Origin of the sequence: Streptococcus sp. 68, from assembly GCF_013277415.1 — a bacterium.
In the GTDB taxonomy this organism is placed as follows: domain Bacteria; phylum Bacillota; class Bacilli; order Lactobacillales; family Streptococcaceae; genus Streptococcus.
Genome location: NZ_VMMX01000003.1, coordinates 155,745 through 177,391, shown reverse-complemented (window position 1 = coordinate 177,391; position 21,647 = coordinate 155,745). Strand labels below are relative to the sequence as shown.

17 protein-coding genes and 1 pseudogene are annotated in these 21,647 nt (G+C 39.6%); 4 read left to right on the top strand and 14 right to left on the bottom strand.

Annotated features, from left to right (window positions below):
* Nucleotides 1–53: 53 nt before the first annotated feature.
* Nucleotides 54–500: a DUF1694 domain-containing protein gene (locus tag HT720_RS01675; RefSeq protein ID WP_173274517.1), complete on the top strand. Its 447-nt coding sequence runs from the start codon at nt 54–56 to the stop codon at nt 498–500.
* Here HT720_RS01675 and HT720_RS01670 read toward each other — a convergent pair.
* The 13 genes from HT720_RS01670 to HT720_RS01610 all read right to left on the bottom strand — a co-directional run bounded on the left by HT720_RS01670 (nt 497) and on the right by HT720_RS01610 (nt 18,971).
* Complete coding sequence (locus HT720_RS01670) at nt 497–1,612, bottom strand: glycerate kinase (RefSeq protein WP_173274516.1); 1,116 nt, start codon at nt 1,610–1,612, stop codon at nt 497–499. The two genes, HT720_RS01675 and HT720_RS01670, sit on opposite strands and share 4 nt — an antisense overlap.
* A gap of 8 nt (nt 1,613–1,620) precedes the next feature.
* On the bottom strand, nt 1,621–2,265 hold the full coding sequence (gene serB / locus HT720_RS01665; RefSeq protein ID WP_173274515.1) for a phosphoserine phosphatase SerB: 645 nt from the start codon (nt 2,263–2,265) through the stop codon (nt 1,621–1,623).
* 58 nt (nt 2,266–2,323) lie between these two features.
* A complete protein-coding gene (glgA, locus tag HT720_RS01660) occupies nt 2,324–3,757 on the bottom strand; it encodes a glycogen synthase GlgA (protein WP_173274514.1) in 1,434 nt (477 codons plus the stop codon).
* On the bottom strand, nt 3,754–4,893 hold the full coding sequence (glgD, locus tag HT720_RS01655) for a glucose-1-phosphate adenylyltransferase subunit GlgD (RefSeq protein ID WP_173274513.1): 1,140 nt from the start codon (nt 4,891–4,893) through the stop codon (nt 3,754–3,756). The genes glgA and glgD overlap by 4 nt, the downstream gene beginning before the upstream one ends.
* On the bottom strand, nt 4,883–6,025 hold the full coding sequence (locus tag HT720_RS01650) for a glucose-1-phosphate adenylyltransferase (protein WP_050253058.1): 1,143 nt from the start codon (nt 6,023–6,025) through the stop codon (nt 4,883–4,885). Before HT720_RS01650 ends, glgD begins: the two co-directional genes overlap by 11 nt.
* Nucleotides 6,015–7,943, bottom strand: coding sequence for a 1,4-alpha-glucan branching protein GlgB (gene glgB, locus HT720_RS01645; RefSeq protein ID WP_173274512.1), 1,929 nt, complete (start codon nt 7,941–7,943; stop codon nt 6,015–6,017). The genes HT720_RS01650 and glgB overlap by 11 nt, the downstream gene beginning before the upstream one ends.
* A 382-nt stretch (nt 7,944–8,325) precedes the next feature.
* On the bottom strand, nt 8,326–10,605 hold the full coding sequence (pulA, locus tag HT720_RS01640) for a type I pullulanase (protein WP_050971579.1): 2,280 nt from the start codon (nt 10,603–10,605) through the stop codon (nt 8,326–8,328).
* Between the two features lie 110 nt (nt 10,606–10,715).
* A complete protein-coding gene (gene ligA / locus HT720_RS01635; RefSeq protein WP_173217846.1) occupies nt 10,716–12,674 on the bottom strand; it encodes an NAD-dependent DNA ligase LigA in 1,959 nt (652 codons plus the stop codon).
* 92 nt (nt 12,675–12,766) lie between these two features.
* Nucleotides 12,767–13,945 (bottom strand): MFS transporter, encoded by a 1,179-nt coding sequence (locus HT720_RS01630; RefSeq protein WP_112443680.1) that lies wholly within the window; start codon nt 13,943–13,945, stop codon nt 12,767–12,769.
* 79 nt (nt 13,946–14,024) lie between these two features.
* Nucleotides 14,025–14,888, bottom strand: coding sequence for a MutR family transcriptional regulator (locus tag HT720_RS01625; RefSeq protein WP_173274576.1), 864 nt, complete (start codon nt 14,886–14,888; stop codon nt 14,025–14,027).
* 2 nt (nt 14,889–14,890) lie between these two features.
* A complete protein-coding gene (locus HT720_RS01620; protein WP_173274511.1) occupies nt 14,891–16,792 on the bottom strand; it encodes an ABC-F family ATP-binding cassette domain-containing protein in 1,902 nt (633 codons plus the stop codon).
* 957 nt (nt 16,793–17,749) lie between these two features.
* On the bottom strand, nt 17,750–18,025 hold the full coding sequence (locus tag HT720_RS01615) for an HU family DNA-binding protein (protein ID WP_001284639.1): 276 nt from the start codon (nt 18,023–18,025) through the stop codon (nt 17,750–17,752).
* Between the two features lie 106 nt (nt 18,026–18,131).
* Nucleotides 18,132–18,971 carry a DegV family protein gene (locus HT720_RS01610; protein ID WP_173274510.1) on the bottom strand — a complete coding sequence of 280 codons (840 nt, stop codon included), beginning with the start codon at nt 18,969–18,971 and terminating at the stop codon, nt 18,132–18,134.
* Nucleotides 18,972–19,112: 141 nt separating this feature from the next.
* On the opposite strand from HT720_RS01610, the gene HT720_RS01605 reads away from it, so the two are divergent.
* Entirely contained in the window at nt 19,113–19,961 is an 849-nt protein-coding gene (locus tag HT720_RS01605) for a YitT family protein (RefSeq protein WP_173274509.1), read from the top strand.
* Nucleotides 19,962–20,048: 87 nt separating this feature from the next.
* On the opposite strand, the gene HT720_RS01600 is transcribed toward HT720_RS01605, so the two are convergent.
* Nucleotides 20,049–20,966, bottom strand: coding sequence for a bifunctional riboflavin kinase/FAD synthetase (locus HT720_RS01600; RefSeq protein WP_173274508.1), 918 nt, complete (start codon nt 20,964–20,966; stop codon nt 20,049–20,051).
* Between the two features lie 307 nt (nt 20,967–21,273).
* On the opposite strand from HT720_RS01600, the gene HT720_RS10330 reads away from it, so the two are divergent.
* Together HT720_RS10330 and HT720_RS10150 are read left to right on the top strand one after the other, a co-directional pair.
* The gene (locus HT720_RS10330) at nt 21,274–21,405 is read left to right on the top strand and encodes an SPJ_0845 family protein (protein WP_000268685.1); all 132 of its coding nucleotides are present in this window, start codon (nt 21,274–21,276) and stop codon (nt 21,403–21,405) included.
* A gap of 55 nt (nt 21,406–21,460) precedes the next feature.
* A pseudogene (locus HT720_RS10150) lies at nt 21,461–21,597 on the top strand (TIGR03943 family protein); the annotation flags it as partial.
* Nucleotides 21,598–21,647: the final 50 nt, after the last annotated feature.

Genomic DNA, 21,647 nt, shown 5'->3' with positions numbered 1-21,647 from the left:
GTAATCGCTTTCTTTTGTCTGTTTTATTCTAACTTTTATGATATACTGTTTTCATGACAGATTTATCAAAACAATTACTTGAAAAAGCTCATGGTGGGCCAAAATTAAATCCGGATGAGCAAAGACGCTATCTTGGTACCTTTGAGGAAAGAGTTCTTGGATATGCAGATATTGACACAGCAAATAGCCCTCAGTTAGAAAAAGGATTTTTATCTATTTTAGAAAACCTTCAGGAAAAAGCAGAGCCACTATTTGTAAAGATTTCACCAACTATCGAATTTGACAAACAAGTTTTCTACTTAAAAGAAGCAAAAGAAACTGATAATCAAGCCACCATAGTATCTGAAGAGCACACTTCTTCTCCTTTTGGCCTGGTTATCCATAGCAATGCACCAGTTCAAGTAGAAGAAAAGGATCTTCGACTTGCTTTTGCAAAGCTTTGGGAAGTTAAAAAGGAAGAACCAACCAAAACATCCTTCTGGAAGAAATGGTTTGGCTAAATCTTGTGCATATTTAATAAGTGCCCGATATTGGCTGCAGTGCGCTCCAGATAGAGACTGGCATTTTTCAAACTATCTTCTAAAGGTTCACATTTCTCCAAAATTGAAAAGGCCACTTGAATATTTTCAAATGGTAAGGGAGGTAAATCCTCAGCAAGACTACCGCAAATAGCAATAGCAGGAACTCCAACAGGGGTTCTTTTTGCTACACCAATAGGCGCTTTACCTGCTAAGCTTTGACGATCTAGCCTTCCTTCTCCTACAACAACCAAGTCAGCATCTGAAACTTTCTTATCAAAGTTGATTAAGTTCAAGCAGGTATCAATTCCAGACACGATATTTGCCTGAGCAAAGGCACACAAACCAGCAGCAATGCCTCCACCAGCTCCTGCTCCTTTAATTTGCAATGTTGCAGGTGAGAATTTTTTATAAAAATCTTGGATTGCATGATCTACGACTGCAAACATAGTAGGATCTAGGCCTTTTTGTTTGCCAAAAATGTAGGTCGCACCTTGATGACCACATAAGGGACTCACGACATCTGCTAAAATACGAATTTGCACATCTTCAGGAATTTCATAGCGATTTTCTGTTGAGACAGAAGCTAAGTTTAGTAAGGATTGACCACAAGCGGGCAAGACATTTCCATCCCTATCATAAAATTGATAACCTAAACCAGCAGCAATCCCAATACCTCCATCATTACTGGCCGTGCCACCCACTCCGATATAGATATCTTTAATCCCTTGAGCAATGAGATGACGAATCAACTCTCCAATACCACAAGTTTGGATTCGCAGTGGATTTCGTTGCTCTAGCGGAATCTTTTCAAGGCCAACCAAGTCAGCTACTTCAAATAGGGCTAATTCCCCTTTTTGAAAATAGCTCATAGCTTCTTTTTGGCCAAAAGGGCCTGTCACTTGGAACCATTTTTCTTCTAGGTCAAGAGAATGTCGGATAGCATCTACAGTACCTTCTCCACCATCACCAACAGGGCAGAGAAGACATTCTATATCTGCTATCGATTGTTGGAAGCCTCTTTTAATAGCTTCAGCCACCTGTTGAGCAGACAAGCTTTCCTTAAACGAATCTGGTGCAATTACAATCTTCATATTTTCCCTCATTCTAAACAGTCAATCAAAGGTAGAACTTCTAAAAAATCCCTCTTGTCAACATGATTTGGTATTTCTTTTTTGAGTACTTCTTTTGCACAAAAGGCGATTCCTAGTCCCGCTGACTTCAACATCAATAAATCATTGGCCCCATCACCGATTGCAATCGTTCTTTCTTTAGAAAGTTTTAGTTCCTCTCTCCATTGTTCCATAGTCTCTTTTTTAACCTCGGGACTAATAATTTGTCCAACTAATTTCCCTGTTAGAAAGCCACCTTTGACTTCAAGTTGGTTGGCAGAGAAATAGGCAATTCCAAGAGATTTTGCCAATCTTTCAACTATTGGTGTAAAGCCACCGGACACCAGACCAACTAGGATACCATTCTTTTGGAGAATGGAGATGAATTCCTGGGCATTTGGCGATAGATGAATAGTGTTGAAGACTTTATCAAAAACCGAAACAGGAAGACCTTCCAAGAAGGACACTCTGTCTCGTAAACTGCTTTCAAAGTCCAACTCTCCTCGCATTGCCTGACTTGTAATCTGCGAAATTTCCTCCTCACAACCTGCCTCTCTACCCAACAAATCAATCACTTCTTCTAGGATTAAGGTGCCGTCAACATCCATGACACACAAGCCTTTTACTTGAGACATCAGTTCTCCTCTCTAAACAGCCTAAAAATCGTATGAAGTCATCATACGATTTTATCTATTAATTAACTAAACTATGGTACAAGTCAAGATATGACCTGCAGGCTGTATCCCATGAGAAATCACACGCCATAGCTTGTTTTTGTAGGTTTCTCCAAACATCAGGATGGTTTCTATACAAGTCCAATGCTGTTTGGAAAGTCCAATTTAACCAGTAAGGAGATAGATTGTCGAAGCTAAAGCCAGTACCGCTTCCTTCGATTGGATTGAAAGCACGAACGGTATCTCGCAAGCCACCAACTTCATGAACCAATGGCAAGGTTCCGTAGCGCATCGCCATCATTTGAGACAAGCCACACGGTTCAAAACGACTTGGCATGAGGAAGAGATCACAAGCGGCGTAGATTTCTTGAGCTAGTTTGACATCAAAAGTGATATTTGCTGATAGCTTGTCAGGATAAACTTGAGCAAACCATGAGAAAGAGTGCTCAAAGGCTGGATCGCCAGTTCCCAAAAGAACAATCTGAACATCATTTTGCAAGATATGGTGCAGACTTTCGACCACCACATCAAAACCTTTTTGACGTGTCAAACGAGAAACAATTCCCACCAGTGGAACGTCAGCTCTAACTGGCAAGCCAACTCTTTCTTGCAATTTTGCCTTATTTTTGGCTTTTCCAGACAAATCTTCCTGATTGAAATGATAGTCTAAATGAGCATCAGTCTCCGGATTATAAATATCCGTATCAATCCCATTCACGATACCAGATACTTTACCAGACTCCATTCGAAGAATCTGATCCAAGTTACATCCGAACTGACTGGTCATAATTTCATGAGCATAACTAGGTGAAACGGTTGAAACACGGTCAGCATAAAGAATACCAGCCTTCATCCAGTTCAGACAGTTGTTCCAGCGAAGGGTACCATCAGCATAACGCTCAAAGCCAACTCCAAACAAATCCCATAACATTCCTTCTGAAAATTGTCCTTGGAATTCCAAATTATGAATGGTTAAAACAGTTTTTATTCCTTGATAGGCTTGAATCCAACGGTATTTTTCCTTTAACAAGAAAGGAATCATAGCTGTATGGTAGTCATGAACATGGAGAAGGTCAGGGATAAAATCAATCCTTTCCATAGCCTCAATGGCAGCAAGTTGGAAGAAAGCGAAACGTTCCCCATCGTCAAAATCACCGTAAACATGACCACGGAAGAAATAATATTGATTGTCAATAAAGTAGAAGGTTACACCATTTAAGACGGTTTTCTTAATTCCACAATACTGTCTGCGCCAACCGACGCTCACCTCAAAATGAAGAACATCTTCAATCTGATTTCCAAATTTAGCCTCTACCATGTCATAGTAGGGTAAAATCACTGCAACTTCATGTCCCGCTTTTACCAGTGATTTTGGAAGAGCGCCAATAACGTCTCCCAAACCACCTGTTTTTGAAAAGGGTGCACCCTCTGCTGCTACAAATAAAATTTTCATGAATGAATATCCTCTGTTACTTTGCTACCTTTCTTAACGACAACTGGATGTTCTGCAGTTCCTCGAATCACAACACCAGGCTCAACTTCAACACCCTTGTCCAAGATAGCATATTCTACCTGAGCTCCTTCTCCAATAACAACACGAGGGAAGAGCAGGCTATCTTTAACCAAGCTATCCTTATGGACATGAATATTACGTGATAGAACAGAATTAGCCACTTGACCTTCAATGATACTACCAGACGCAAACTGAGAAGTACTTACCTTAGATGTATTGGCATAGTAAGTTGGCTCTTCGTTTTTGACCTTTGTATAAATCTTTTGATTTGGTGAGAAGAGAGAGTAGAATTTTTGTGATTCAAGCATATCTTTGTTAGCTTGATAATAAGACTCTACAGAGTGAATATTTGCCAGATAACCTGTGTACTCGTAGGCAAAAGCCCCTTCTTTTGCAGCCAAATCCCGTAAAACATAGCGCAACTTCTCTGGATGTTCTTTCTTAGCTTCTTCTTCTAAGCGTTCTATCAACCAAGGTGTATCAACGACAAAGATATCTGTAGACATGTTATAGATTTGATCTGGTAACTTGCTATCAAAGAGTTTATGAGAACGAACATGGTCTGTTTCATCCACTTCCAAGATTGCGTTTACTTCTGAAATGTCTTTCTTAGCTAGTTTTTTATATACTACAGTGATAGGCCCTTTTGTTGTACTATGTAGATGGAAAACTTGGTTCAAATCGATGTTAATCAGAACATCACAGTTGAGGGAAACTGTTTGGTTTGAGCCAGAACGTTTCAAATAAGTAAGAAGCTGTTGGTAGTATTCTTTTCCAACTGTACTACTTTCCACACGGGTATTGTAAATACCTAGATAATAGTGACTGAGAAGAGTTGATAAGCCCCACTCGCGTCCTGAACGAATATGGTCAAAGACTGAGCTGATATTATCCTGCTGGAAAATACCAAAGACACTACGAACACCTGCATTAGCAAGACTAGAAAGCGGGAAGTCAATCAAACGATATTTCCCACCAAATGGCAAACTTGCTACTGGACGGTGGTCCGTCAATGTCGACATATCATGAAAACCAACTGTATTTCCTAAAATGGCAGAATATTTATCAATCTTCATCTGTTGCTACCCCCACTACTTCATCATATCCTACAACTTGTACTTCATCTGTTCCATCAATTTCGACACCGTCAGAAATAATCGCACCTTCACCAATAATGGCACGTTTAATCTTAGCTCCTTGACCAATGATAGCTCCACTCATGATAACTGAATCAACAACTTCCGCTCCTTCGCGAACTTGCGCGCCTGTTGAAAGGATAGAATGTTTAACAGTTCCATCAACGAAACATCCGTCTACAACTAATGAGTCTTCCACATCAGCATTTGCTCCGAGGAAGTTTGGTGGTGAAATCAAGTTTCTTGAGTAAATCTTCCATTGACGGTTACGACTATCCAAGGCATTTTCTGGAGAAATGTACTCCATGTTCGCTTCCCAAAGCGACTCAATCGTACCAACATCTTTCCAGTAACCGCTAAATTCGTAAGCATAAACACTTTCACCTGACTCAAGGTAATTTGGAATGACATTTTTACCAAAGTCTGACATATCTACATTGCTCTTTTCAGCAGCGACTAACATATTACGAAGGCGTTGCCAATCAAAAATGTAGATTCCCATAGAAGCTTTGGTAGATTTAGGTTGAGCTGGTTTTTCTTCAAATTCAACAATACGATTGTTGGCATCAGTATTCATGATACCAAAACGGCTCGCTTCTTTCAGAGGAACATCAAGAACTGCTACTGTCAAGCTGGCATTATTATCCTTATGAGACTGGAGCATATCATCATAGTCCATTTTGTAGATGTGGTCCCCAGATAAAATCAAGACATACTCAGGATTGACACTGTCGATATAGTCGATATTTTGGTAAATAGCGTGACTAGTCCCTTCGAACCAACGATTTCCTTCACTGGCAGAATAAGGTTGAAGAATAGAGACACCAGAATTGATACCATCTAGTCCCCAGCTTGAACCATTCCCAATATGGTTGTTGAGAGCAAGAGGTTGATACTGTGTAATGACCCCAACATTATGAATCCCTGAGTTGGCACAGTTTGATAGGGCAAAGTCAATGATACGGTAGCGCCCACCAAATTGCACAGCTGGTTTTGCGATGCTTTGAGTGAGTTTACCGAGACGAGTTCCTTGCCCACCAGCAAGAATCAAAGCTAACATTTCATTCTTCATTTTCTACTCCTTTTTGGTTTTTACTTGTGACGGTTTTAGTAGGTTTCAAGCGGCGTTTGATTTTCCATACACTAGCTCCCATAGCCGGTAGGGTAAAGGTTAAGGTCTGCTCATAATCTTTCCATAGTCCTTCTTGCGTTTGAACAGTTTGATTATGCTCTTTCCAAACGCCTCCCCACTCTTCCAACTCAGTATTCCAGACTTCTTCGTAAATTCCTGCAACAGGAAGTCCGATTGTAAAATCTTTCCGTTCAACAGGTGCCATATTAAAGACGCAGACTAGCATGTCGCCCTTCTTACCCTTACGAATAAAAGAAAGAACACTCTGGTCTCGATTATCCGCATCAATGATTTCAATACCATCATAGCTGGTATCAATTTCCCACAAACAGCGGTTGTCTTTGTAAAACTGGTTTAGCTGAGAAGTGAAATACTTCATCTTAGCATTCATTGGGTCTTCTAGGTTAGACCATTCCAACTGTTCTTCAGATTTCCATTCTAGGAATTGACCATATTCGCTACCCATGAAGAGCAATTTCTTACCAGGGTGACAAATTTGGTAAGTGTAGAGATTGCGCAAACCTGCAAATTGATTGTAACGATCTCCCCACATCTTATGCATCATACTCTTCTTGCCATGAACCACTTCATCGTGCGAGAATGGTAAGAGATAGTTTTCATTGAAAACATACATAAAGCTGAAAGTCACCAAATTAAAGTCATACTTACGGTAAATTGGGTCTTCTTCGTAGAAACGGAGGATATCATTCATCCAGCCCATATTCCATTTGTAGTCAAATCCTAGACCACCAAGCTCTTTCATTCCCGTAATCTTGGTTGCAGACGAACTTTCTTCTGCAATCATCATCACATCTGGATATTCTAACTTAATAATGTCATTCAAGCGTTGAAGGAAATAATAACCTTCATAGTTGAGATTTCCCCCATCTTTGTTAGGTGTCCATGGAGCATCATCATAGTCCAAATAGAGCATGTTGCTAACAGCATCCACACGAATACCATCCAAATGATAGACATCGATCCAATGCTTAATACAAGAAATCAAGAAGGACTGGACTTCATTTTTTCCAAGGTCAAAATTGAGAGCGCCCCAACCATAGTTATGAGCCTTATTATGGTCTTGGTACTCAAAAGTCGGTGTCCCATCATAATAGGCTAAGGCATCATCATTGATGGTAAAGTGACCTGGTACCCAGTCTACGATAACCCCAATATTATGGATATGACACTCCTCGACAAAATCTTGAAACTCCTCTGGTCTACCATAAGCATGCTCTAAAGCGAAGTAACCCATAAGCTGATAACCCCAACTCAACCCCAAAGGGTGGGACATCAAGGGCATAAACTCAATATGAGTATAGTTCATTTCAACGAGATAAGGAATGAGTTCATCCTTGAGCTGGGCAAAACTATAAGGACTACCATCAGGATTTCTTTTCCATGAGCCAGCGTGAACTTCATAGATATTGACAGGACGTTCAGCAAAGCCCCAACGTTTTCTTCGTGCCAGCCAAAGTCCATCCCTCCATTTCTTCTCAGGAAGCTCTGTTACGATTGCCCCTGTTCCTGGACGCGCCTCATATCTGACAGCAAAAGGGTCAATCTTCATCAGTTGATGACCATTTTGACGTGTGACATGATATTTGTAAATATGCCCTTCTTGAGCCATATTGGTAAAGACTTCCCAGACCCCAAAGTCATTTCTTACCATTGGAATCTGACCCTCAATCCAGTTGGTAAAATCCCCCACCAAGTGGACAGCCTGAGCATTAGGTGCCCAAACACGGAAAGTATAGCCATACTCTCCATTCACTTGCTCTTTATGTGCTCCTAGATAATGCTGAAGGTGAAAATTCTCTCCTGTCATAAAGGTGCGCAAAGCTTCTCTTTTATCCATAATACCCCCTCTTTTCTGTAAGCGTTTTCTATGTTTTTATTATACTACCTTTTTAGAGAAGATTCAAGTAAATTACTATACTTATTTAAAATTATTTTGAAAATCTACAAAAAGTTCACTTTCTCGTTCAATTGTAAAGCAATATTTTTTCAAAAAAATGTGAAAACGCCTTTCTTTTCTCTACTATAATACCAAAAAGTTCGGATTTTTTCTATGATTATTATTGTTTTATAGCAAAAAAATAAAACCAGGAAAACAATTTCCTGATTTTACACATTTGATGAAAATATTTATCAACTTTTCTATACAAGTGAGTTGTTAGCTAAGCTCTTTCTATTCGTTCACTTCCAATAATGTGTTAGAATAGCGAGATAGATGGTCTTTATAAAACACTCAAGACGGCTAGACTAATATCATCTAACACATTATCTTCTTTTGAACGACTATTAGTTACCAACATAGCTAAATTTCCTGCATTTTCAAATTGATAGGGTTCTGATTTAGCATTCACAACCACCAAGAGGTGTTCTTTCCCATGAACTTCATAGATAAGGCAGCCGCTATGTTCAATCGCAGAATGCACAAAGACATGATGGTAAATTTCATCATAGCTAGAGTAAGAAAAGGCACCAGTTTTTGTCTTCAATCGGATGACTTGACGGATAAACTCAATACTGTCTTGACGCTCATTGATCAAATCCCAGTTGACTTGGTTCACACTGTCAGGAGCATTATAGCTATTCATCGCACGCTCTCTATCATCATGGGTCAACTCACCATTCTCACCAGTCGCAACCAGTTTGGTCCGACCAAATTCTTGACCGATTTCCATAAAGGCCATCCCTTGCATGAGTAGGTTCATAGCTGTGGCTGTCTCGACCTTGCGCATGATTTGTTCTGAACTTTGGTCTGGATGAAGAGTTGCCAATAAATCGTGAAGATTGTAATTGTCATGGGCTTCTACATAGTTAAGCACCTGATTTGGATGTGTATAGGTTCCTAATTCACGACTTCCTAGGATTGCTTTAGCTAGAATTGGCTCTGTCGCAGCACCACTGACAAAACCTGATTTAATTGCACCGTAAACTTCTCCACCTTTGACAGCATCACGCTGATTGTCATTAAAGAAACCAATGTTTGGCATTTCGTAGGCGTTGTCTTTCTTAGCCTTATCATAAGGGGCAAGACCTGTTCCCATATCCCAACCTTCTCCATAGAGGATAATGTTAGGGTCAATTTCATCCAAACTCTGACGAATCATCTGCATGGTCTTGACATCATGAATCCCCATCAAGTCAAAACGGAATCCGTCAATATTGTATTCCTGCACCCAGTATAGAAGAGAATCAATCATATACTTGCGAAACATTTCGTGTTCACTGGCTGTTTCATTTCCAACACCCGTTCCATTCTGGAAGGTACCGTCTGGATTCATACGATAATAGTAATCAGGGACAGTTGTTTGGAAAGGTGCATCAACAACTGAAAAGGTATGGTTATAGACCACATCCATAATGACACCAATACCCGCATCGTGGTAAGCTTGAACCATGGTCTTCAAATCACGAATGACCTGAGCTGGATCATCTGGATTAGTTGAAAAACTAGTTTCTGGTGCGTTATAGTTTTGTGGATCATAACCCCAGTTGTAGGTTACATTCCCGTCCTCATCGTATTCTTTGTGACGGTCTGCAATTGGTTGCAACTGAACATAATTGTAGCCCAACTTCTTGATATGATCAAAAGCAGTTGACTGACCGTACTGGTTAACCGTTCCAGTCTGAGCAGCACCCAAGAACGTTCCTCGAAGATGTTCATCCACACCTGAGGTCGGTGATTGGGTCAAATCACGAATATGCATTTCACAAATAACTGCCTTACATGGATTTTCCAAACGCCAAGCAGCATCAGAACCATGCTTGACCTCGAAATTTTCGACTTGTTTTTCTGCATGGCTCAGAATAGCAGAACGTTTGCCATCAGGGCTGGTCGCTATTGTATAAGGATCACGTGTCAGTGTTTCGTGATGAGGGAATTGGACTTGATACTGATAAGCCTTACCAGTCAAATCTTCCTCAACATCCAAACTCCAGACACCAATAGTATTGTCCTTATGGTTATAAGAGTAGCGATTGCCTCTCTCCATATCAAAAGTCTTCCAAACAGGTGCATCATTAGTAGCTGATTCATAAACCACAACCTGTACTGCTGTCGCTGTTGGTGACCAGAGGGAAAAATGAGCCTGATTGTCCTCTACATGGCAACCCAATTCCCCTTGGTAACCCCAATGATGGTCAAAACTAGCGCTGTTAATGGCCTTATCAAAGGCAAAAGGATTTTGATTTTTATAGAAAGGACTGGCAATAGCAGGATTTTCAGAGTAATAAATCCGATCATCGCCTTCCAAAATCCAGACCTCTGTTAAGAGGGGATAGTGATTAAAACGGATAGCATATTCTTTACTGATTTGGCCGGTATGAACCACAAAATTCAAGCTTTCTAAGGGATGAACACTTGGGTGTTCAAAGCTAAATAAGGCACCAAAATAATCTTCTTGGTAAGTTAGTAAATCAATTCGTTGATCCTGGCTTTTTACAAAAGAGCAAGTGTCATATTCACCATTCTTGCGATGGTAATGAATGCGCATAGGGTAGGTATACATTTTTATTTTTCCTTTTTATTTTATTTCTGTTTCACTAATAAATTCTTGACCGATTTTGTCCCGATTAACAAATATTGTCATTCTATCTAAACTCTATTTTTAAAAGATCATTACAAACTTTCTAGCCATGCCTCGTCTCTAACCTCAATACCAAGTTCTTGTGCCTTTTGAAGTTTACTTCCAGCATCTGCTCCTGCCACGACGAGGTCGGTCTTTTTAGACACACTGCCTGTTACCTTGGCACCCAGACTTTCGAGTTTACTTTTGGCTTCTGAGCGCTTGAGACGTTCCAATTTTCCAGTCAATACCACGGTCAAACCTGACAAGGCTGCATCCGCTACTACTGTCTGACCTTTATAGTCCAGATTGACCCCAGCTTCTTTTAATTCTCTGAGAAGAATTTCAGAGCCTTCTGTAGCAAAGTAAGTCTGAAGACTCTTGGCAATCACACCACCCAGGCTTTCAATACTAGCCACTTCCTCTGGATCTGCCTGAGCCAGATTTTCGATTGAGAGAAAATGTTGAAGTAAAAGCTGACTGGCCTTACTGCCGACATGACGAATTCCCAAACCAAACAAGAGTTTCTCGGCTGAATTTTCCTTAGATGCTTGGATAGCCTGATATAGTTTAGAAGCGGACTTTTCCTTGACCCCCTCTAAAAGGAGAAAATCTTCTTCTTTCAAACGGTAAATATCTGCCACATCCTTGACTAGATCTGCAGCAAATAATTTCTCAACTACTGATGGTCCAAGGCCTGTAATATTCATGGCATCTCGAGAGGCAAAGTGGATCAAACCTTCCATGATTTGAGCAGGGCAACGCGGATTGATACAACGGAGAGCCACTTCATCTTCAAAGTGCAACAAGTCAGAGTTACAACTTGGACAGTTTGTAGGAATATCTAGTTTCTCTTCAGAAACCCGTTTGGACTCTACCACACGTAAAACGGCAGGGATGATGTCCCCGGCCTTATAGACGATGACCGTGTCGTCTTTGCGAATATCTTTTTCAGCAATATAATCCACATTGTGCAGGGTCGCACGGCTAACAGTTGTACCAGCAAGCTGAACAGGTGTCAGATTTGCAGTTGGGGTTACAACACCGGTACGACCAACTGTCCAATCAACTGATAAGAGTTGAGCTTCTTTTTCTTCAGCAGGAAACTTGTAGGCTACTGCCCACTTTGGAGCCTTGACGGTAAAACCAAGTTCTTCTTGGCTTGCTAAGTCATTGACCTTGATTACAACTCCATCAATATCATAAGGAAGATTTTCCCGTTCCTCTCCTACTTCTTGGATAAAATTCCAAATCTCATCCATGCTTTCAGCCAGAATTCGTTTAGAATTGACTACAAAACCAAGTTGTTCTAGGTGCTTCAAAACCTTTTCTTGGCTGTCACGAGTTGACGGGCTGGCTTCTTGATAGAGAAACGTTGCAAGATTGCGCTTGGCAACTACTGCTGTATCCAGCTGACGTAGTGTGCCTGCCGCCGCATTACGGGGATTGGCAAATTCAGGCTCTCCATTTTCTTGGCGAGCTTGATTAACCTGGTCAAAAGAAGCGCGTGGCATATAACATTCCCCACGAACTGTGATATCTAGTTCTTCTGGCAAAGTTAAAGGAATGTCTTTAACACGCTTAAGATTTTCTGTGATGTTCTCCCCAACAGAACCGTCTCCACGTGTTGCACCTGCAACTAAAATCCCCTTTTCATACGTCAGCGAGATAGATAAGCCATCGATTTTCAGCTCACAAATATAGGTTGGATGAGCCACTTCCTTACGAACACGCGCATCAAAAGCTTCAAGCTCCTCACGTGAAAAAGCATCCTGCAAACTATAAAGAGGATACTGATGACTGTATTTTTCAAAACCATCTAAAACCTTACCACCAACACGATGGGTCGGACTGTCTGCTAATACTTGATCTGGATAGGCAGTTTCTAACTCAACCAACTCTCGGTAAAGACGGTCATACTCACTGTCTGAAACCGATGGATTATCGCTGGTATAGTACTCAGTCGCATAGCGATTGAGCAAGGCGACTAACTCATTCATTCTTTTATTCATAAGACCATTTTACCATAAACTAAGCCCTCCTCACAAACGAGAAGGGCGGAAAAAATACTTAGTTTGAAATTATTTTTGAAACTCAAGCAGCCTTATATCAATTTTTCAAAATGAGTTCGAACATAAATAAACGATATACAAGACAAGATGATAACACCACTTCCAATTATCAGGAAAGAAGAGAGATGTACACTTGGCAAGAATGTCATAAATCCTTTTGCAATAGGCATAAATAGAATAGCTAAGGTAAAAATTGTACTCAGTACTCTCCCAAGAAATTCGCTCTCAACCTTGGTTTGTACTTGAGTAAAAAAGTGAATATTAAAAATCGTCATAAACAATTCACAAACTAAATTTCCAGAAAAGGAAAGAAAAGTTGGCAGTGGTAATCCCATCATAAAAACTCCGACACCTGTCAAAGCCAGTAAAATCAAAAGATTATAAACATTAGCTTTAATTTTACTAGCTAGAAGAGCCCCAATGATGGAACCAATAGCCCCCATAGTTAAAATACTTGCATAGACTCCTTCTGACCCGTAAAGCTGATTCGAAAAGGGGAGGAGAAATTCAAAAGCTGCAAAAAAGAAATTAACGCTGGAAGCTACCAGCAAAAGGAAGAAAATTTCTTGCTGATGCCAGATATAGTGTAACCCATTCTTGATATCTACAAACATATCTCTCCCAGTAAAAGCCTTTTTCTCTTGAACTCCTGCTTCCTCTTTTGGAAGGAGAGCCACTAGAATAAAAGCAATGAAAAAAGTCAGCGAGTCTAGCAGTAGCGTCATATGGAGACTTGCAAACTGTAAAACAAGGAAGGAAAGAACAGGAGAGCTAACACCTACAACCTGCAAAATCAGCTCTAGGCGAGAATTATAGATCACAATCTCATCTTTCTCCACCACTTCAGTTATGATAGCTTTATTGGCTGTACGAGAAAAGGCAAAGGCAATCGACTGCACAATATTAGCAAAAATCAAAGCGCCAATCATCCAGCTGTCATTCCTTATGAAAGAAATAGCCAGACAAAGAATCCCACAAACAAGGTCTGTCACCATTAAAATCTTACGACGAGAAAAACGGTCTGAAATCACTCCGCCAAAGGGATTGATCAGAATAGATGTGACGAGTTCAGAAATCTGATACATTCCTAAAACTGTCTGTCCGATAGTCCCCATGGAAGCCAACCAGACACTATTTCCATAATCATAGAGCATATTCCCTATCTTGTTAACAGCTCCGCGACTAATCAACTGTACGGCATAGCGATTCATATAAAAACTCCTCTCAAATTTTGAAACTATTGTATCAAAACTGAAAGGAGCTTTTTTCTTTTTCCCTTATTTGGGAAAATTAATTTTTGATAAATTTTTCGTAGTGTTCCTGATAGTAGGCTACTTGCTCTGGAAGACCTAGCACGTCAAAAATATGCATGGCCTCTTGCATTTGGCTACAACCTTCTTTACACTTTCCTTTTTGATATAAGGCAAAACCTTTTAAATAATGGAAAACATTACGCTCATAAAGCTTAATACCTTTACCAATAATCTTCTCTGTATAAGTCTCAAAATAGCTTGCATTGTCAAAAGAAAGATGCTCTAAACAATGCTGGTAACAATTGAGGGCCAAAATCAACACTAATCTCTTATGGCGACCAATCTCTTGGTAAAATTCCTCCCTCTCCATAACTTCTCTACCAATCCGAGTGACATAGTCCACATCGTAGAAACTATAGAGGTTCCCGAAAAGAATCAATTCATACATGGTCCATTCTTCTGTTTTGAAGAGATAATCTGCTACCTTATCCAAATCATCCTGCTTCATATGATAACTCGAATCTCTTTGACAAATCAGACCCTGTAGCAAAATCCAGTTCAGCTCAAAATAAAGGGGAGTCGTCGAACTCTTAGACTTTTCAAGTTGTTCTCTTTGAAGCTTTTGAAAACCTGCAATATCGTTTGAATAGTAAAGTGGGATAATCTGTGCCATCATAGACACATGTTCATGATTATGAAAATTCCTTGCCTTATCCATGAAATTTTCGATTGTGACATGAATGTTATCCAAAATCTCAAAGAAACGTGAGACTGCTAAGTCAGACTCCCCAAGCTCAAAGCGAGATAACTGAGAAGTTGAACAGGACTCCCCTGCCGCCTCCTTTAAAGAATAATTTCCACTTGTTCGAAATTCACGAAATACTTTTCCAAGATGTTCCATCTTTACACCTGCTCTGATAATTCTTCCCATTCAAGCATGGCTTCTTCCTGACGATGGCTGATTTTGTCCAACTCAGCCTGCAATTCCATCAGTTTATCGGCATCGTTTGTTTCCAACATTTGTTCAGAAATGGCTTGGCTTTGACTTTCTAACTCTTCAATTTCAGTTTCAAGACTTTCAATTTGTCGCATGAGCTTGCGAACTTCTTTTTGACTTTCTTTCTGGGCCTGATAGTTATTGACTAGACTTGCTTCTTTTGCTTGATTGCTAGTTGAAGCTTCCTCAGCCTGAGTCATTTCTACTTCTGCTTTCTTCTCAACATAGTAGTCGTAATCTCCCAAGTAAAGAGTCGAGCCATTCTCTGACAATTCCAGTACATGAGTGGCCACACGATTGATAAAGTAACGGTCGTGGCTGACGAATAGAAGAGTTCCATCAAAGTCAATCAAAGCATTTTCCAACACTTCCTTGCTATCAATATCCAAATGGTTGGTTGGCTCATCCAGAATCAAGAAGTTGTTGTTTTCCATGGACAATTTAGCCAAAAGTAAGCGAGCTTTTTCGCCACCAGACAGCATGCCGACGGATTTTTTGACATCATCTCCTGAGAAAAGGAAGGCACCTAGGCGGTTACGGATTTCAACTTCTGGTGTCAGTTTAAAATCATTCCAGAGTTCATCCAGCACCGTATTACTTGCTGTCAGCTTACTTTGAGTTTGGTCATAGTAACCCACCTCCACATTAGCGCCAAATCGCTTCTCTCCCTTGATAAAAGGAATCTGGTCCACAATTGACTTGATAAAGGTTGACTTTCCAATGCCGTTTGGTCCAACAATAGCAACAGCGTTCATCTTACGAAGGTCTAGATTGATAGGCTCTGACAATATTTCCCCGTCATAGCCAATAGCTGCATTTTCGACAGTCAGAACAACATTACCAGACGTTTTTTCCGACTGGAAAGTCATATTGGCTGATTTCTTGCCAGCTTCTGGCTTGTCCAAACGCTCCATTTTTTCCAGTTGTTTGCGACGCGATTGAGCACGTTTGGTCGTTGAAGCTCGGACTAGATTGCGATTGACAAAGTCTTCCAGAGCAGCGATTTCCTTTTGTTGCTTTTCATAGTTTTTTGCTTCAGTAGCTAGCTTCTGCTCCTTTAATTCGACAAAACGAGAGTAATTACCCACATAGCGATCCAAGGAATGCTTGGTCAAATCTAGCGTAATTGTCGCAACCTTGTCCAAGAAATAACGGTCGTGGCTGACAATAATGAGCGCGCCGCTATAATTTACCAAGTAATTCTCTAGCCAGGCAATAGTTTCAATATCCAAGTGGTTGGTTGGCTCGTCCAAGACCAAGAGATTGGGCTTTTCAAGGAGCATTTTGGCTAGAGCTAAGCGAGTATTTTGCCCACCAGAAAGCTCAGCAATTTTCATCTGCCACATAGACTCGTCAAACTTGAATCCATTCAAAATCGCTCGAATATCAGCTTCATAGGTAAAGCCACCTGCCTGACGAAAATTTTCAGATAAGCGGTCGTAATCTGACATCAGTTTATTCAAATCCTCACCAGACTTTTCACCCATCTCCAGCTCCATCTGACGCAGTTGTTTCTCAGTCCGACGCAAGTCATCAAAGACATGAAGCATCTCATCGTAGATGGTATTTTCAGACTCAAAACGGCTATCTTGGGCTAGGTAAGATAGAGAAATATCTTTTTTCTTATTGATTTCTCCACTAGTTGGCTCCTCTTCTCCAACCAAAATCTTCAAAAGAGTAGACTTTCCTGCACCATTTTTCCCAACAAGGGCTATCCGATCACGTTCATCAACTTGTATGTTAATATTATCAAAAAGAACCTCTCCTGCAAAAGAACGTTCAATTTTATTAGCTTGTAAAATAATCATACAAGTAGTATAGCATGTTTCCCTAAGGCATTCAAGATAATGGTAAGTATTTTAGCGAAGGATATGCAACATAAAATAAATTATGTAAAATTTGTGTTATATTCCTTCGCTATCTTGTTGGATTTTCTAACCAGCTAATCTTGCTTCAAATAGTTATCGCACAAGTCTATTATTTAATTCTTTTCATTATATACGTACGTATAGCAAATTGAAATAAGATGAGAACAAATCGATTGGGAAAGTAAAATTAATTTCTATAAATGTTTTAGAAATTGTTTCGTACTATTTTAGATTCAACTACTATATATACAATATTTTCGGAGTATTCAACTTTTTAACTCTATTTATTACTAGATTATTCCCCCCTTCGCTCCACTTCCATTACAGAAGTTTCCTCACTACTATGGGCTCGGCTGACTTCTCATGATTCGTTGTTACTACGCTTTCAGCGCTCATGATACCTCGCGGATAAGTCGTACATCTTTCCTAGTTTATACAAGATATGAGGACGTTAGAAGGTTACAGTGAAAATAGGAAATCTGACGCAGAGTCTTTAGGCACTAGGAAGATTTATCTTTTTCACACAAACCTTAGTCCGAATTCAATTACTCTCATGATTTACGCATATAGGTTACGACTACCTTTTTGGACTTTAGAGTTTTGAGCCCCCTTATCCGCTATATACGCCTTACTATCACGTTCCTGTTCGTAGAGCCACGATTTCGCCATCCCTTCCTCTGACGATTCTTATTTCCAACGTCAGACTTAAAACGGTCTATCCCCAGACCATTTTAATCCGCTACCTCACGATAGTCAGGCTTGGGAATCGCTATTGGGTTCACCGGTAGCAGGTGCCCACCGAGGACTTACACCTCAGATATACGACATGCCTATCGTACGTAAAAAGCCTACTGCCCAAGCTAGAAAGCTTGATACAATAGGCTTTTCAAAGGCTGATTATTTAACAGCGTCTTTAAGAGCTTTACCAGCTTTGAATGCTGGAACTTTAGAAGCTGCAATTGTCATTTCTTTACCAGTTTGTGGGTTGCGACCTTTACGTTCTGCACGCTCACGAACTTCAAAGTTACCAAAACCGATCAATTGAACTTTTTCACCAGCTGCAAGATAGTCAGCTACTGCTGCAAATACAGCTTCAACTGCTGCTGCTGAGTCTTTCTTAGTCAATTCTGTAGCTTCTGCTACTTTAGCGATCAAATCTTGTTTGTTTGCCATGTTAACGATTCCTCCAAATAATTTCTAATTAACAAATATAATCATATCCTAAAATCCCTTTTAGGTCAAGTTAAAAACGCTATTTCTTCCCATTTTATTTATTTTTTTAGGAGTGGTAACGTACCAAAATAGCCCAAGCGTTCTCACCCGTGTGAGTTTGAATAATGGAACCCGTTTCCAAAACAGAAATTGGCTTTTCAACATAAGCTTGTAAGCTTTCTTTCATCTCTTTTGCCCAATCATCACTACCAGAATATGAAATTCCAATCTCTGCTACAGAACGTTCAGAAAGCGATGTTATCAACTCATCTAACCATTTTTTAAAAGTTTTAGCTCCACGACCTTTAACCATTGGCTGCAATTCATGGTCTTTCATCTGCATGACAACACGGATATTGAGAAGTGAGCTCAACAATCCAGTTACACGGCCAATTCGTCCACCTTTGACAAGATTTTCCAAAGTTGAAACGCCAATATAAAGTTCTGTGTGGTTTTTAACCTCTTCTACATGAGATAAAATTGTCTCCATGTCTTTGCCTTCTTGAGCTAATCTAGCAGCCTCAACAACTTGGAATTTCAAGGCTTGGTCAGTGAAGGAACTATCAACAACAGTCACATCTGCAGTAGATAAACTAGCACCCTGGCGTGCTGCTTCTACAGTACCAGAAAGGGCATGGGACATATGAATAGCAAGAATCTGGCTACCATCCTTGCATAGGTCTTCAAAAACTTCAGCGAAGACACCTACAGGTGGCTGACTTGTTTTCGGAAGATTCTTAGCTTCTTGCATCAACTGAAGAAATTTACCTTCTTCTTTCAAATCAGCATCAGAATAAACAACATTATCAATCATTACAGATAATGGAACAATTGTAATATCTAATTGTTTTACAAGTTCAGATTCAATAGTAACAGATGAATCGGTTACAATCTTAATTTTTGTCATAGTATCAATCTTTCTATTTTAGGATTCAGATTGGTTTTCTTACTTCTAATTATATCAAAAAAAGATTAAAAATCCTAATGGAGTCACTCAAATTTTCCGTAAAAATTTGATATAATCAACTTATAAGAAAAGAGGTGTCCTATGATTAAAAAAATTTATCCTATTTTAACCATTTTACTAGGTGCTGCTATTTATGCTTTTGGTCTGACTTATTTTGTAGTTCCTCATCATCTCTTTGAAGGAGGGGCAACAGGTATTACCCTTATCACCTTTTATCTTTTTAAAATCCCTGTTTCGCTCATGAACTTGCTGATTAACATTCCCCTTTTCATCCTAGCTTGGAAAATATTTGGAGCAAAATCTCTCTATTCTAGTTTACTGGGAACCATAGCTTTGTCAGCTTGGTTGGCTTTTTTTGAGCGTATTCCCCTTCATATTAACCTTCAAGGTGATTTACTAATCACTGCCCTTATAGCTGGGATTCTCTTGGGAATTGGTCTTGGAATTATCTTTAATGCTGGAGGTACAACTGGCGGAACTGATATTCTAGCTCGTATTCTCAACAAATACACTCATATATCAATGGGGAAACTACTTTTTATCTTAGATTTTTGTATTCTCATGCTCATTCTCCTTATCTTCAAGGATTTGAGATTGGTTTCCTACACACTCTTATTTGATTTTATCGTTTCGCGTGTTATTGATTTGATTGGCGAAGGTGGCTACGCAGGTAAAGGCTTTATGATTATCACAAAACGTCCTGACCAACTTGCTAAGGCGATCAATGATGACCTAGGAAGAGGTGTTACTTTCATCTCAGGTCAAGGCTACTATAGTCAAAAAGATTTGAAGATTATCTACTGTATTGTCGGTAGGAATGAGATTGTGAAAATGAAGGAAATGATTCATCGAATCGATCCTCAAGCCTTTATAACCATTACAGAAGCCCATGAAATCCTTGGAGAAGGATTTACCTTTGAAAAAGAATAAAAAGAGGTAATGTCGTGACCTCAAAAGTTAGACTAAATCATCTATCTTTTGGGTTACAAACAACCTCTTTTTTCTTTACTCAAACTCTTAAGACCAATTCCGAGCGACTTCTTCATCAGCCTTTAACTGATCCACTAATTGGTCAACAGAATCAAATTTTGTCATATCTCGAATGCGATCAAGCCAATAAACCATGACGGTTTCCCCATAAATATCTTGATTAAAATCAAAAATATTGACTTCAAAACGTGCTTCTTCTCCATCAAAGGTCACATTTTTCCCGACACTAGCCATAGCACGATACTTCTGTCTTTGAATCTCAACATCAACGACATAAACGCCATCTGCTGGCATATAAGTACGGTCTAAAAGCACCAAATTAGCTGTTGGATAACCAATCGTACGACCACGAGCATTGCCATGAACCACCATCCCTCTTGATGGAAGCGGTGCCCCCAAAAGTTCTCCTGCTTCTTTCACATTTCCATCTAAAATAGCTTGACGGATACGAGTTGAACTAATCTTTCCTTTCTCATCTTCTACAGGTGGAACAATGATAACTTCTCCATCAAAGTAATCCTTTAAATCTTCTGCTGTTTTTTTGTCAGAACCAAATGTATAATCAAAACCTGCAACAATAATTTTGGCATTCATAGCCTTGATATAAGTTGCAAAAAATTCTTCTGCCGTGAGACTAGCGAATTGACTACTAAAATCAAGGAGATATAATTCTTCTACACCTTCCCGCTTTAATTTTCTTTCACGTTCAGCAGGGTTCAAAATATGCAAAAATAAATCCGGATGATAAGACTCTAAAGCAATCTTTGGTGATTCATTAAAGGTCATAACCACGATAGGCAATAAATCCTTTCTCGCAGCCTTATTGGCAACACGAAATAATTCTTGATGCCCCTTGTGTATACCATCAAAATAGCCAAGGACTACGACTGAATCAGATGGTGTGCCAATATCTTTTTGGTTTTTTATAGGAATAGTAATAATCATAAACTAATTATATCATAGCGATAGCTATTTCTGGAACAGAAAATCTGAAATGTCATTTTTTTAACCTGAAGTGTAGCTGTTTTCAAAAAGCACTTCATTCTATCGTTGCTCAACTATGAACTTTGCAATATTCTTCTCAAAAACTTGTAGGACATCTTCAAAAGTTTGAAAGGAGTGATTAGACTTGTTCAATAACCATAAAGTGTCATACTATGCTTATGTATGAAAAAGCAATGCAACTAACTCCTGAGAACTTTAAATTACTAGTTGGTGCTGAAAAGGTAGAATTTAGAATCGAGGTACACCTATGGCTGTAAAATTTACAAAACGAGACGACTTGGACAAAATGTTTGAAGAGTTTGCGAAACTCCCTGATTTGAAACAAGTTACTTTCCCTGATGACAAAGAGAAAAAAGCCAAAGCAGAAAAGAAAAACTAGATGACTGCCTTCCAACAACTCTCATCTAGTATGCTTCAGACTGGCGCTATTTTTCTCTCCATCTGTTAGCTTGGATTCTCAGACAGTTTCAGCTAAAGAATATCTTTTCCCTTATCAGAAGGAACGGCTCAAGCCATTCAGACAAGTGAAGGGACGACAAGCCAATATTTGAAACCAGATAACAGTTCTTATAGAGAATCTGAAGAAATCGATTAGGAAACTCAAATCAATTTTTAGCAGTG

What these genes read in the sequence shown, in the direction of transcription:
- HT720_RS01675 (WP_173274517.1), top strand. Translation starts at nt 54, where the DNA reads ATGACAGATTTATCAAAACAATTACTTGAAAAAGCTCATGGTGGGCCA.
- HT720_RS01670 (WP_173274516.1), bottom strand. Translation starts at nt 1,612, where the DNA reads ATGAAGATTGTAATTGCACCAGATTCGTTTAAGGAAAGCTTGTCTGCT.
- serB (WP_173274515.1), bottom strand. Translation starts at nt 2,265, where the DNA reads ATGTCTCAAGTAAAAGGCTTGTGTGTCATGGATGTTGACGGCACCTTA.
- glgA (WP_173274514.1), bottom strand. Translation starts at nt 3,757, where the DNA reads ATGAAAATTTTATTTGTAGCAGCAGAGGGTGCACCCTTTTCAAAAACA.
- glgD (WP_173274513.1), bottom strand. Translation starts at nt 4,893, where the DNA reads ATGAAGATTGATAAATATTCTGCCATTTTAGGAAATACAGTTGGTTTT.
- HT720_RS01650 (WP_050253058.1), bottom strand. Translation starts at nt 6,025, where the DNA reads ATGAAGAATGAAATGTTAGCTTTGATTCTTGCTGGTGGGCAAGGAACT.
- glgB (WP_173274512.1), bottom strand. Translation starts at nt 7,943, where the DNA reads ATGGATAAAAGAGAAGCTTTGCGCACCTTTATGACAGGAGAGAATTTT.
- pulA (WP_050971579.1), bottom strand. Translation starts at nt 10,605, where the DNA reads ATGTATACCTACCCTATGCGCATTCATTACCATCGCAAGAATGGTGAA.
- ligA (WP_173217846.1), bottom strand. Translation starts at nt 12,674, where the DNA reads ATGAATAAAAGAATGAATGAGTTAGTCGCCTTGCTCAATCGCTATGCG.
- HT720_RS01630 (WP_112443680.1), bottom strand. Translation starts at nt 13,945, where the DNA reads ATGAATCGCTATGCCGTACAGTTGATTAGTCGCGGAGCTGTTAACAAG.
- HT720_RS01625 (WP_173274576.1), bottom strand. Translation starts at nt 14,888, where the DNA reads ATGGAACATCTTGGAAAAGTATTTCGTGAATTTCGAACAAGTGGAAAT.
- HT720_RS01620 (WP_173274511.1), bottom strand. Translation starts at nt 16,792, where the DNA reads ATGATTATTTTACAAGCTAATAAAATTGAACGTTCTTTTGCAGGAGAG.
- HT720_RS01615 (WP_001284639.1), bottom strand. Translation starts at nt 18,025, where the DNA reads ATGGCAAACAAACAAGATTTGATCGCTAAAGTAGCAGAAGCTACAGAA.
- HT720_RS01610 (WP_173274510.1), bottom strand. Translation starts at nt 18,971, where the DNA reads ATGACAAAAATTAAGATTGTAACCGATTCATCTGTTACTATTGAATCT.
- HT720_RS01605 (WP_173274509.1), top strand. Translation starts at nt 19,113, where the DNA reads ATGATTAAAAAAATTTATCCTATTTTAACCATTTTACTAGGTGCTGCT.
- HT720_RS01600 (WP_173274508.1), bottom strand. Translation starts at nt 20,966, where the DNA reads ATGATTATTACTATTCCTATAAAAAACCAAAAAGATATTGGCACACCA.
- HT720_RS10330 (WP_000268685.1), top strand. Translation starts at nt 21,274, where the DNA reads ATGGCTGTAAAATTTACAAAACGAGACGACTTGGACAAAATGTTTGAA.